The 12,985-nt window shown below is 48.9% G+C and carries 13 protein-coding genes and 1 tRNA gene; 7 read left to right on the forward strand and 7 right to left on the reverse strand.

What is annotated here, in order from left to right:
- Window positions 1-40: 40 nt before the first annotated feature.
- From lipB to ACYVI1_RS02495, 7 genes are all read left to right on the forward strand, one after another.
- Window positions 41-835, forward strand: coding sequence for a lipoyl(octanoyl) transferase LipB (gene lipB, locus ACYVI1_RS02465; protein WP_460906338.1), 795 nt, complete (start codon window positions 41-43; stop codon window positions 833-835).
- An 85-nt stretch (window positions 836-920) separates the two neighbouring features.
- The gene (locus ACYVI1_RS02470; protein WP_460906340.1) at window positions 921-1,325 is read left to right on the forward strand and encodes a hypothetical protein; all 405 of its coding nucleotides are present in this window, start codon (window positions 921-923) and stop codon (window positions 1,323-1,325) included.
- A 109-nt stretch (window positions 1,326-1,434) separates the two neighbouring features.
- Window positions 1,435-2,172 (forward strand): 3'-5' exonuclease, encoded by a 738-nt coding sequence (locus tag ACYVI1_RS02475; RefSeq protein WP_460906342.1) that lies wholly within the window; start codon window positions 1,435-1,437, stop codon window positions 2,170-2,172.
- 126 nt (window positions 2,173-2,298) lie between these two features.
- A complete protein-coding gene (gene rnr, locus ACYVI1_RS02480) occupies window positions 2,299-4,803 on the forward strand; it encodes a ribonuclease R (RefSeq protein ID WP_460906344.1) in 2,505 nt (834 codons plus the stop codon).
- Window positions 4,804-4,902: 99 nt separating this feature from the next.
- A tRNA-Arg gene (locus ACYVI1_RS02485) sits at window positions 4,903-4,974 on the forward strand.
- A gap of 178 nt (window positions 4,975-5,152) precedes the next feature.
- Window positions 5,153-5,344: a hypothetical protein gene (locus ACYVI1_RS02490; RefSeq protein ID WP_460906346.1), complete on the forward strand. Its 192-nt coding sequence runs from the start codon at window positions 5,153-5,155 to the stop codon at window positions 5,342-5,344.
- Between the two features lie 904 nt (window positions 5,345-6,248).
- Window positions 6,249-6,776: a hypothetical protein gene (locus ACYVI1_RS02495; protein ID WP_460906348.1), complete on the forward strand. Its 528-nt coding sequence runs from the start codon at window positions 6,249-6,251 to the stop codon at window positions 6,774-6,776.
- Between the two features lie 40 nt (window positions 6,777-6,816).
- Here the strand turns inward: ACYVI1_RS02495 and ACYVI1_RS02500 are convergent, their stop codons facing one another.
- From ACYVI1_RS02500 to ACYVI1_RS02530, 7 genes are all read right to left on the reverse strand, one after another.
- Window positions 6,817-7,056 (reverse strand): hypothetical protein, encoded by a 240-nt coding sequence (locus tag ACYVI1_RS02500; RefSeq protein ID WP_460906350.1) that lies wholly within the window; start codon window positions 7,054-7,056, stop codon window positions 6,817-6,819.
- Window positions 7,057-7,315: 259 nt separating this feature from the next.
- On the reverse strand, window positions 7,316-7,603 hold the full coding sequence (locus tag ACYVI1_RS02505) for a hypothetical protein (protein ID WP_460906352.1): 288 nt from the start codon (window positions 7,601-7,603) through the stop codon (window positions 7,316-7,318).
- A 311-nt stretch (window positions 7,604-7,914) separates the two neighbouring features.
- Complete coding sequence (locus tag ACYVI1_RS02510; protein WP_460906354.1) at window positions 7,915-8,340, reverse strand: response regulator; 426 nt, start codon at window positions 8,338-8,340, stop codon at window positions 7,915-7,917.
- 905 nt (window positions 8,341-9,245) lie between these two features.
- Window positions 9,246-10,112, reverse strand: coding sequence for an alpha/beta fold hydrolase (locus ACYVI1_RS02515; protein ID WP_460906356.1), 867 nt, complete (start codon window positions 10,110-10,112; stop codon window positions 9,246-9,248).
- 30 nt (window positions 10,113-10,142) lie between these two features.
- Window positions 10,143-10,613 (reverse strand): RidA family protein, encoded by a 471-nt coding sequence (locus ACYVI1_RS02520; RefSeq protein ID WP_460906358.1) that lies wholly within the window; start codon window positions 10,611-10,613, stop codon window positions 10,143-10,145.
- A gap of 54 nt (window positions 10,614-10,667) precedes the next feature.
- Window positions 10,668-11,735 (reverse strand): DUF3500 domain-containing protein, encoded by a 1,068-nt coding sequence (locus tag ACYVI1_RS02525; RefSeq protein ID WP_460906360.1) that lies wholly within the window; start codon window positions 11,733-11,735, stop codon window positions 10,668-10,670.
- Window positions 11,736-11,764: 29 nt separating this feature from the next.
- Complete coding sequence (locus tag ACYVI1_RS02530; RefSeq protein WP_460906362.1) at window positions 11,765-12,985, reverse strand: DUF1624 domain-containing protein; 1,221 nt, start codon at window positions 12,983-12,985, stop codon at window positions 11,765-11,767.

Below are 12,985 nucleotides of genomic sequence, written 5' to 3' on the forward strand. Positions count from 1 at the left end.
GGAAAGCGGCTTTCTTACAGGTTCGTTCGCCCGTAAAGCAATGAATAGTCCTGTTAATAAACAAGTTGAGGTTCGGGAGTTAGGGTTGATTGCGTATCAGGAAGCCTGGGATGAGCAGGAACGCCTGTTTGCCTCAATTGTCAATCAAAAATTAGCAAACCGAACGTGCGATGCCAGCGCACACCAGTTTACCCCCAATTATTTGTTGTTTTGCGAGCACCCGCCGGTCTATACGCTCGGTACCAGTGGTCATCCCGAAAATCTGCTGATTGACGAAGCCCGCTTAGCAACCGAACTTGGCGCAACGTTTTTTAAAATTCGGCGTGGGGGCGACATTACGTTTCACGGCCCCGGTCAATTGGTTGGTTACCCAATTCTTGACCTGGATAATTTCTTTACCGATATTCATCGCTACATGCGGTTACTGGAAGAAAGCATCATCCTGACGCTGGCTGATTATGGGCTGAACGCAGGCCGAATCGAGGGACTGACCGGTGTTTGGCTCGGCACCGACGAAGGGAATGCCCGATCAGGTTCAGACCAGAAGGCTGGCCCCCGCGATGCTGGCCCGGCCCCTCGTGGCCCGGCCCGAAAAATTTGTGCGATGGGCGTGAAAGCGAGTCGCTGGGTAACAATGCACGGTTTTGCCCTGAACGTGAATACAGATTTGCAATATTTTAACCATATTGTCCCCTGCGGAATCACCGACAAAGCCGTTACGTCGCTGGCCGTCGAGTTAGGCCGGCAGGTGCCATTGGCTGAAGTTGCGGGCCATGTTCGTCGGCACATGGCAGCGTTATTTGAGATGGAGTTGATTGAGCAGACTAAAACATAGAGGAACTGAGCTAAACAGCGGTCACCAGGAAAGCCCTATTAGTTCTGTATCGGCTCTGTTTTCGCTGTGTTTAGCGTAAATAGGAATGAAAAAAGACATTAATTTTTTACCCGTCGAGGGTGTACAAATAGTAATAGCCCGGAAAGAAAGCCTTACTGGCGGATACGATTGGCAGGTTTTTTTGATAAACCAGAACGACGTACCCATCAAAACCGTATTTGTTACCTCCAAAGGGTATGGTCAGAAAGCGGAGGAGGAGCAGAAAACATCGACCCTGCGGCACTTCTTCGTGGAAGTGAAGCCGGGCGCCTACGAGGTTGTCGAGTCCATACTGCCCGACGTATTTCACCTCAACAACGAGTATTGGGTAAGTTATTACATTAACGATCAGGTGTTCGACAAGAAATTCATTTTCGTACCGGACAGCATCGTCGAAGAAAACCTTGTCCCCGTACTGGCGCTGGGTTTGGAAGGAATTTTGCATGAGTAACCACCGTGGGTGGTCCCGCTTCGGCGGACCGGCCGTTGCGTGGAGCCCCCCGTGCGGAGGAAACCCGTAAACCGATAAATCGTGGGATTCCACCCGCGTCACTTAAACTATGCCCCAGCCCATATCCTGGAAACGTCGTCTTAAAAACTTTCTGTTCATTGACCTTAAAACGGTGGCAGGTTCGCCGTCGCTCCTGGCTGTTGAGCCGCGATTGCAACGACAGTGGGACGAAAAAAGTCGCTTTTTTAAGAATGATGATGAGCTTTCGGCGGCTGGCTGGTATGACCGGCGGGCCTCATTCTATGCTGAATTTGGTAAGATTATCTGCATTGGCGTAGGGGGCTTGTTTTTCGATGATGATGACAAACCGCATCTGAAAGTCAAGCTGTTGAGTAATGACGATGAACTACCGATTTTGCAGGAATTTCTGACTATTGTTGAGCGTTACCCACCTGGTGAACTTACCTTTTGTGCCCACAATGGTAAAGAGTTTGACTTTCCTTACCTGTGTCGCCGGTTGATGGTCAACGGGTTGCCCCTACCTCCGGCGTTGCAGATCTCGGGCAAAAAACCCTGGGAGATTACTCACCGGGATACGCTCGAACACTGGCAGTTTGGCGACAAACGGCATTTTGTCCCCCTCGATTTGCTGGCCGCCGTGCTGAACGTGCCCGCCCGCCCGCTCGAATGGACTGGCGACCGCACCAGTGAGGTGTATTATCGGGACCACGACTGGCCGCGCATCGAGCAATACGCCCGCGATTCGATGGTGATGCTGGTGCAGGTTTATTTGAAAATGGTGGGCGCCCCGCTCGTGGCCGACGAGCATATTTTACTGAGTGATTGATACAGGTAAAAGCAGCGATGCAGAGTTTGCGCGGAGAATGCGGAGCCTTTGTACTTGCTGCGAGTTCGCTATCCATCCATACAGTGTTTAAACATTTTAGCCTGACGGAAGAGTTAGGCACATAACATGAGAAACGAAAAACCAAAACAAACTAATTATACTCGGTCCAGCCCAGGCAAGGCTGCAACAGGCAGCCCCGGCACCGGACGGACCAATTCAGCCCGCCCGCGTGAGAAGGGCTTAGAAAAAGCAGGAAAAGCCCGGCCTATTCACCAGGCTGACTCTTTTCTGGATGAAATGAAAAACGACCTGATGGCGTTTTTCCAAATCAACGACGACAAATCCTTCACGCAGGAGCAGATTTTAGACCACTTCGGCACCAGCGACCGGCGCATGAAACTCATCATGCACGGTCTCATAGGCGAACTAACCGACGAAGGCACTCTCGTGCGCCAACCCGACGGCAGCTACCGCGCCGATGCCGACGCGAACCTGATTGAGGGCGTTGTCGACCACGTTAATTCGCGGTTCGCGTTCGTTATTCCGGGTGCGGCCAACAGCCCCCGGGGCGATCGGGACGACGACATTTGGGTCTCTACCGACGACCTTGCCGGAGCGGTTGACGGCGATCGGGTGCGCGTTGTTCGCTTTAACGATTCGCGTAATGAGTCGGGGGGGCGCCCCCGGCGACGTATTGAAGGGAAAGTGGCGAGCGTCATCGAACGGGGACGCACCGAATTAGTAGGCCGGATTGAAACCTGGCCAACCTACGGCTTTGTCAGCCCCGACAGTAAAAAGATTTACGACGACATTTTCATCCCGAAAGAAAAACTTGGCGGGGCCAATAATGGTGAGAAGGTGATCGTCCGGCTGACAAAATTTCCTGACCCGGACAGCCACAAACAACGTTTTGAGGGCGAGGTGATTACGGTGCTGGGCATAGCAGGGCAGAACAATACCGAAATGCACGCAATTCTGGCGGAGTTCGGTCTGCCCATTCACTTCCCGGAAGATGTTGAGCAGGAAGCCGACGCCATTCCGACCCGGATTCTGGATAAGGATATAGCAAAACGGCGCGACATGCGCGAGGCTACTACATTTACCATTGACCCGGTTGATGCCAAAGATTTTGATGATGCCTTGTCGGTGCAGATACTCGACAATGGTAACTATGAAATTGGCGTTCACATTGCCGACGTAACGCATTACGTGCTGCCTGGCTCGAAACTGGAAGCCGAAGCCTACAAACGGGCCACGTCGGTTTATCTGGTCGACCGCGTGGTGCCGATGCTGCCCGAAAAATTGTCGAATGGCCTGTGTTCGCTCCGCCCGAACGAAGATAAACTGACATTCTCGGCAGTTTTTGAATTAACGCCTACCTCCCAAATCGTAAAGGAGTGGTTTGGGCGAACGATTATCCACTCGAACCGCCGTTTTGCCTACGAAGAAGCGCAGGACATCCTGACTCATAACAGCGGTGATTATCTGGAAGAATTACGGCTGCTAAACGAACTGGCCTATAAACTCCGCGACGAGCGGTTCAAAAACGGAGCCATCAACTTCGAGACGGTTGAAGTGCGGTTTCGGTTAGATGAGAACGGCGTTCCGCTGGCGGTTTACCCCAAAATCCGGCAGGACACCAACAAACTCATCGAGGAGTTCATGTTGCTGGCCAACAAGCGCGTGGCTGAGTTTGTGCATTCGCTCTCGAAGCGCAATAAGGGTGGTGAAGAGAACCCGATGGTCTACCGAGTTCACGAAGGACCAGACGAGGACAAACTCCGCAGCTTCTCAGACTTTGCCCGTCGGTTAGGCTACAAACTCAATGTTGACGATGAGCAGTTGTCGAACTCAATGAATCGGTTTATGGCCAGTATCGAAGGCAAACCTGAAGCCGGTATGCTGCAGCAGTTGGCCGTGCGAACCATGTCCAAAGCACGCTACAGCACCGAAGATATAGGCCACTTTGGCCTGGCGTTTCGGCGGTACTCGCATTTTACATCGCCCATTCGTCGTTACCCCGACATGATGGCGCATCGGCTGCTGCAACATTATTTAGACAAAGGCAAGCCCGCTGACCGCGAGGAGTATGAGGACAAATGCCGTCACTCATCGGAGCGTGAGCGCATGGCCGCCGAAGCCGAGCGAGCCAGCATCAAATATAAGCAGGTGGAATTTATGAGCCGCATGGCCCCCGACCAGGCATTTGAGGGCGTGATTTCGGGCGTTACCGAGTTTGGTATTTTTGTGGAAATCACCGAAAATAGCTGTGAAGGATTAGTTAGGATGCAGGACCTGTCCGACGATTTTTATGAATTCGATAAAGATAACTACCGCATCGTTGGGCAGCGACACAAGAAAATGTACACCTTTGGCGACCCGGTAGTGGTGCGCGTAAAAGAAACGAATCTCGCCCGCCGAAGCATGGATTTTGCCTTAGTGAGTGACAAAGCGGGGCGGGCCACGGATGTTGCCGGCGAGCGCCGTTCAAGTCAGCGTGAGGGCAGTGGACGTACACGTTCCGGCAATTCCCGCACGGCCTCATCTTCCCGACGGAGCGTTAATGCAGATGGCAAACAAGTTACAACCGCTAAAGGTGAAAATCGGCGCGGGGGCCGCGGACGGCGATAACGGTCAGTAACTGTTTCTTAAATGGGCTTGCATTATACGCCCTCAACTCAGTATATTTGCACCGCGCCGGCGGACCGGCCCCAAACAGGGAAATAGTCTGCTTCCGTAGTTCAATGGATAGAATTTCGGTTTCCGGTACCGACGATAGGGGTTCGAATCCCTTCGGGAGCACAAATCCCGTAGTTTACGGGTAAAGTAAAATCAAAAAAACGCTAATTCTCAACGAGTTAGCGTTTTTTGTTTAGTGCAGTTTATCGAAATAAAGAAGCTAAATTCAAGTAAAACCGTCCCTATTCCGTCCCCTGTATTTCTTTTTTGTACTTGGTATCGACCAAACCAAGAAAGGCCGATGAAAACCATACGGGAGAAGGAAATAAAATTCTTACTCAAAGACTCTCGCTCCAACCGGCCCACCTTAATTTACCTCATTTATGGCTACGGGGGCGGGCGGTTCAAATATTCCATAGAACAAACAACTGACCTCTATCAATGGGACACTGACGCTCAACGCGCCCGAAACAGGACCTATACAGCCGGGTAGCTCACAACGTCAGGAACAAAGACAGTATCCGGCGCAATAACTTACGAAAACGGCCGGAACGGGCAATCTATGGGAGGGGTAGGCAACAACTCCCTTTGTATTCGTTATCGGAGATGGTCCAACTCACTGATTCCGAACAGGCCGTGCTCGACTATTGGAACGGAACGCGGTTTGAAATGCCATCATGAACTCGTTGGGGAGGGGTAGCCTGGTTCTTCAGCCACATCGTTTTTACGACCGTTAGAGGCTGTCTAAAATTAGATTTCTGTTGGCTCGGTTTTATGAAATTTAGACAACCTCTTAGACCAGCTAAAAAGAAACGCGGTCACAAGTAACCCAGGCTGAACAAGGTATCATAGGCTCGTTCTGCACTCTGGCCGTCATCAAACATTGCCGTCATCATTCGGTCACTGTAACCGGTTGGTGGTGTCTGCGCTTGGGTTCCTTCTGAATAATTAGCCTTTGTTCTGTTGTAGTTAACTGTATAAAAAAGCAATCTCCACTAATAAAGAATCAGTAGGTCTAACCTTTCCCACTAAACAATGTTTATTCTTTATACCAAATCCGTACTAAGAAGCTATTGGCAATATGCAGATTTCCTTTCGTGAGGAAAGGCGTTGAATTAAATCCGAAGATAAAATCATTAACACTTATATAGTAGTTACGACGAGCCAAAGCATGTAGAAGTTAACATACTTATACGTACCGTTGGGTAACTCACACAAACAAAAAGGCCTTCGGGGCTTTTACTATTTCCAAAGGATGTTTATCTAACTATTGGCTGCATGGTATTTCTATACGTTTCTTCCAGGAATATACTATTGGAAGTTCTGATAGTGCGTCATGTATGGAATTGCTTCCGGTCTTAGTGGAAGGGGATTGTAGGTAATTAGCGTCACACACCATGAAAAGTTATTATGTTTTATTGTTTGGAGTTGCGTTGCTGATTACCGGTTGTGGGAAAAGTGATAACTCAGTAAGCGTTAAACCAACCCTGTTAGGATCTCTGCGTATTCCATACGGAGACTTGGTGGGGGCGTCCCTACAGGATGTAAACCGTTATCCAGAGAGATGGGGTGCGCCTGTATCAGCCAGCAAAACAGACCCCTATTTCACGGTAGATGCAACGGTTGTAGATTGGCTCAGAAAAAACGCCACTTCGGCAACATGGAAAAACGTGTTTAAAGACGCAAATCAAGATCAAATGTGGTATGTACCAGTTCTGTATGAGAGCACCTACTGGCCACAGTTGACGTTTGGGCTTGAAAAGGATCACGGCGTATGGATTACATTTATTCATAAAGACGAGGCAATTTTCAAATACAGCGATGGAACTATATCAAACTCTCCACTTCCAAATCGCACGGATTTATTCGTTCTATATTATACTCCGAAACTTACTAAAACCTTTCGAATCGTGATTGGGAATTGAATTATTTCCCTGGAAAATTTGGCTTTCATCGCATCGTGCGTTATTGATTCGCTCTGGTGGCTTCTTCAGCGGCTCGTTCGTAGTTTAGCCGGACAAGACGGGTTAGGATTTCGCTGTCGGGTAAGTCGTGCGGCCAGCCGTAGGCATCGGCAACGGCCATGTCTATTTGTTGATAGAGACTGAGCACCACCGACGCCAACCCCTGCTGATTAATGGTTTGTTCTTTCGCGTTAAGGGTTTCGCCCACCGACCCATCGGACTGCCGCAATTTTTCGACCACGTTGTAAAGGTCTGTTAGCGTCAGGGTGGGTGCGCGGCCTGTTGTTGTTTATCTAAATTCTCTATTCATAAAGAGATTTACGACCGTTAGACCAGCCCTAAATACTTGCCTGCAAAATTAGGCAGGAGACAACTGCCTTTTCATATATCAAGATGGTCGTTGGGAGTTTTCACCATGCCGGGGGCAAGTTGCGAAACATCGCTTGAATTAGGAATTAGCCAGCGTGTATTAGCTTTTGCTTATAGAAGGAAGCCGTTACTCAATGGGTTCGTAGGTCGTGCAATGCCCCTTTGATGCGCTGTAATTCAACAATTAACATGGTTTCGTAAGCGTTGCTGAGCGCGTATAACTCTTGGTCGGATTCCGCGTGTTCCATCGCTTCATTGAAGTACTCATTTATTCGGTTGTGGCCAAAGTTTTTCAACTGCTTTGAGAGCTCGTGGCGTAGATCAGCAATTTCCGTTTGAATAGCCTGATAATCATTTTGGGTTATCTCTTGTAATTGGGGGATAAGCTTATTAATCAGATCCGTGTAATAGGTAATCACTTCTCCACTCGTTGTAAAGATTAGCGTGTTATCTATGTGTAGATATGGCATAGGTCAGAAGAGAAAAAAGTGGGTAGTTCTTTACGACCACTGATTAGTAAGTGGGATAGCCGTCTGCCCTTGTAGGGTAACTGCTTCTGAAGCACTAACCAATTTACGAAGGGCAATGTAGAGCAGCTTAACCGCATCTTCAATTCGCTTCCAGTTTATTTCATCGCGTAAACGCCCGAAGCCGCGAACGATACCACACTTTAAAAGAAAGGCTGAAACGACAAGCTCAATAATTGCAAAGAACCGTTACTACCAAACAATTAAACAAAATTGTTTGGCGCTGCACAACGTTTCCAATATTCCATAATGCTCTTAATAGTTTCTTCTAACCCGGTCATCGTTTGCTGTTTTATAAAGAAACCCTGTACTGATAGACTATAGGCATTAATAACCATTTCCTGACTCGCAGCCGTAGAGAAGAATAAATAAGGAATACACCTGACTTGTAATGCCGCATCGGTGTGTAATTTCGCTCTTAATGCAAATCCATCTAACCTGGGCATATTAATATCAGACAATATCAGGAATGGAAGTACTGAAGTTGTCAGTAGATAATCAAGCGCTTCCTGGCCATCTACAAAATAGATAACTTCATTGGTATAGCCCAATTTGGAAAAGACCTGCTGAAATAGGTACTGATCATCAGCGTCATCTTCTATGATAATCACCGGGCCATTTTTATTCATGATGTAGTTTAGGGGAGAAGAAGGATTAAATTACGTGAAAGATAGGCATCAAACATTAAATTTAAAATTTGAGAGTTTTAGTAACACCCGACTACACCATGCGTTGAGTAGGTTCGGTTTTGAGCCAGTTAGCGAGCCATTAACAACTAAAAAAACGGGTCGGGGAACCACCCACCGGCTCTGACCAAACCAAGTAGCCAATAAAGGCCGCTCGATTGAATAGCAAAGATACAAAGGCCGTCAGCAACCCGTCTCACGAACTTATTTTTAGTATGTCCTGAATGCAAAACCGTCCCCCTACTGAAAAAAATCCCATATAACTATCTGACTATCAGCAGCTATTCAAGTCCCTTCGGGGATAGCACAAATCCCGTAGTTTACGGGTAAAGTAAAATCAAAAAAACGCTAATTCTTAACGAGTTAGCGTTTTTTGTTTAGTGCAGTTTATCGAAAAACAATACAGTTCCGTCCACTGTGTTCCGTTTCTACCTTACTGCTTTAAAAAAGTGCCCCTCAAGTATTGAACCGCTCAGTGACGTGGCGTACCGGGTTGATTTCAGGACTCTTCCAATTTTAGTAAAGTAGTCAGGAGCGAGTTCGGCAAATCCCCGTCTCAGTTCCTGGAAAGTCTAAGATGGGCATAAACATAGAGTCAGGAAGTAACCAATTTATAGGCTGATCGGTGATTTTGGTCTGTAGCATGGCTACCCAGCGTTGATATTCGTTGACTTCTTGCTTTGTCAGGTATGCTTGAATAGAGGCAGAATCGATTTGGCTCTGCAGCACAGGCGTTTGAGCCTGTATGCTTGTATAAGGAAGAGCGAGTAGTAGCGAAGAGGCCACTGCAAGTCCGTTCCATGTGTCTACGTTTATGTGCTACACAGAGAAAAGGTATACGCTGCAGCTCATTCAAGTTGGGACATGCCTTTTACTTTTCGGTACGGTGTCTTGAAAAAATCCCCGACCACCTGATTGAACATATCCTTATACACAATGGGCGTCGAATGCCCGGAGTTGGGCAAAATCCACAGATACGATTTTGGAATGGCCTGGGCAATTGCCATCGTGTGCTTGGGCAAAATCACATCATTATCGCCCCCAATCACCAGCGTTGGGCAGCGTACCGCTTTCAAGTCTGCCGTTGAGATATGCGGGTTGAACACCATCAGATTGAGCAGTTTCTTCTGCGCTTTCACCGCCGGTATTTGTGGCACTTTAGCCAGACTATCATTGGCAGACACAACCCATTGGAAAAGGTCTGGCTCAACGGCTGTCGTATCAGGCCATAAGTTTGCTCCGGTGATGGCCAGTTTCTTAACTTTTTCGGGATGCCGCATCGCCAGCAACAACCCATCGATACCCCCGTCGCTCCAGCCAATGACGTTGCACGAGTCCACCCGAAGTTTAGTTAGCAGGGCGTTCAGGTCGTCGGCCATCATTTCATACGTGAGCGAGTCGCTGGTGTCAACTGATTTTCCCTGCGCCCGGCTATCGGCCAGAATCACCTGGTAGTTTTTGGCGAAATAGGGAATCTGGTTTTTGAAGTCCTTGATGGAACCGCCGTTGCCGTGAATGATGAGCAGGGGTTTCCCCGCACCATAGACTTCGTAGTACATTCGGAAGCCCCGGATATTGGCGTATTTCCCAACCTTTGCATTGCTGCCGTACATCGTGGCCCCGGTTGACGTAACGGGCAATGTCGATTGGGCAAAAGCTGGCAGCAGCAACAGGGAGGCAATCAGGGCGAGGAACAGGCTTTTGGCGTTTTTCATGATTTTAGTTTTTGGTGGAAGGTTAGTGAATCAGACGGTTTCGAGTTCAAACATCGCTTCTATTTCTACAGTAATATGACTTGGCAGCGAACCCATGCCCACCGCGCTACGAACTCCGATACCTCGATCCTCTCCCCAGATTTTGGCGAAGAGTTCACTACAGCCATTAATGATCCTGGGGTGCTCATCAAAATCAGCCACGCAGTTCACCATACCGAGGATTTTTACTACTTGCTTCACTCGGTTCAGGCTCCCAAGTGTGGCCCTCAGGGTCGACAGAATAGCAAGCCCTGTTTGTTGAGCAGCCTCTATACCAAAGGCAATGTCCACGTCTGACCCGATGCGGCCGGTCATCAGGCTGTTGTTGGGCAGGTAGGGACCGTGTCCTGATACGTAGATAAAATTGCCCACAATCAGGCAGGGTTTATAGACCCCCTTCGGCGTTGGTGGTGGTGGTAAGTCGAGGTTGAGCGCATCGAAATTTTCGTCTGGTGTTGTCATGGTGCAGAGAAGGGTAAGGGGCAGAGCAGTCGCTGGCACCCGCCCGAAAATGAGTTAATGTTTTGCTTCCAGATAATGTCGTTTCAATAAATCGTCGCCGAAATCCTGACCTTTTTCGCGCAGAATGGCGTGGATATGGTTGCCATCATTCTGAAAACCAACGTTATCGTATTCAATCAGGAAGTCGGGGCCGTTGATGATGTAGTAGTGCGGCTTATTATTCTCAAGGCTTCCAACCCAGGCAAAGTAAACCTTGTCGATACCCGACTTCGTGATTTTGTCGAAAAGCTGATGCGCTTTCTGGTGCTCGAAATTGTGGGTGTATTCCTGAATCAGCATCGTCAGTATAACTTTCTGGTCGGCGGTAAACTGCTTAGCGGCCAGGCCATAATAATCGGTGATGCGCTGCTTGGCCTGGGGCGATGTAATAATGTCTTTCGGTACATTCTGCTTCAGTATCGCCACAGATTTCTGCTGGTCGGTCAGGGCATTGATAAGCATAAAGCCGTAATCTTCTTCTTTGCTCAACACCCGCAGTCCCGCATATTTGGCCGATTTCACTTCCGACGGGTCGGTACCCACAAAATACGGCGACATGGAGATATCTTTCCCGTTGGAGGTCAGGCTTAGGGCCATGTGGTGCCCGCCAAAATTCAGTCCCCAGGGTTCGCCCATCTGGGGTTTTCCCCAGACTGAAATGTAGTAGTTACCGTGTGCCCATTTCAGATTCTGCGTCATGGTAAGCGTTTTCTGATCAATCTCGCCCTTGTCAAACGCCTGCTGGTAGAGCGTATTCAGAATATCGTCTAATTGCATGATGCTGGTCGTTTTCAGATACCCCTGCGAACTGAGCATTGCCGACAGTACCCGATGAAACGCTATGCGGCTCCTGTCGGACAGGGAACCATACTGAATACCGGGCCGGGGCACCATCCCAACGGGCAGGTTCGTCCACTTGTGCCGCAGCGAATCGGTGAAGGCGTACTGCGTTTTGGCCAGTTCGTCGGCACTGAGCGTCGCCAGAAACCGATTGGCCGATTCGGTAATTGGGTTGCCCGGCTGGGCCAATCCGGCAGAAGCCAGCAGGACGTAGAAAAGAGGAAGGATAAGGACTTTTTTCATGGTAGTACCTAAATTCAAAGGTTATTTCTTCACACATAGCTAAGCCACCACTGCTCTTTATGGCTGGTTTTGTATCTATCGTACCATCGACAAAGCGGATACAAAGCCAGAATTACCGCAGCCCAAATTAAATAAACGCCCGACAGTTCAAACCCTTCGCCGGGTACCACAAACAAAAATGGAACCTGATTTTTGGCAGCAATGCTCACTGCTTCCGACATCGAATGGCCACGCACCAGAAATGTCAGCAGACAGAGCGAATGAAGCACGTACCAATGCACGAGGTAGTAGAAAAACGCCGTTCGGCCAAAGGTCCGCATAATGTTGGTGAAGCCGTTTTTAATCCGCTCGATAGCCGCCAGAAACAGGAACGCCGGGCCGATGGTCATGCACATATACAGCAATGACGGCGGGTATTTATGAACCTTGATAAACGACAATACGGTCAATACCTCATTTTTTTGTAAACTCCAGGGGAACGGGTCACCGTAAACGTTACTGAATCGAAGCGCCACAAAAATCAGCATCAGGCTAAGACCGATACCCGTCAGGATTTTCCTCCGTTGGGCAGGCGAAATCGTGGGCGCGAAGAATGTACCGGTGCAATAGCCCAGCAGCATTAGTCCAAGCCAGGGAACAAACGGATAATGGATGAACAGAACATGCCCATTTGCGTATGGATAGAAGCCTTTATGATGAAGCAAATCCCACCAGAAATTAGGTTTAAAATTCGGCGCGGCTTCCACAGAATCCAACAGATTATGGCCCAGCACAAGGAGTAATCCCAGGGCCAGAATAAGCCGGAACGGCAACTGAATCAGTAAACCCAATAGGACCATGCTGACTCCGATGGCCCAAATTATTTGCATGATCTGAAGGCTATAGAACGGATTGAATGTCATCCCCAGATTGACGATGACGAATTCGGCAAAAATCAGCCACAAGCCCCGTTTAATCAGGAAGTTGCTCAATTCTGGTTTGGCTTTTCGAAGGCTTTGCAGGTAGATAGACGTACCCGATAAAAACACAAAAATTGGCGCGCAGAAGTGAGTTGTCCACCGGGTCAAAAACAGGGCGGGTGTGGTTGTAGCCAGATTCAGCGGGTCGTCGGAGAAGGCTGCGGGGTGGAAGAAATCCCGCGTATGGTCTATCGCCATAATAATCATGACCATACCCCGCAGCATGTCAATAGACTCGATGCGGGTTTGGCGCAGGGTTGTAACGGAGGGTGTGGTGAGACTGGCTTCCAT

Source organism: Spirosoma areae, assembly GCF_054781775.1.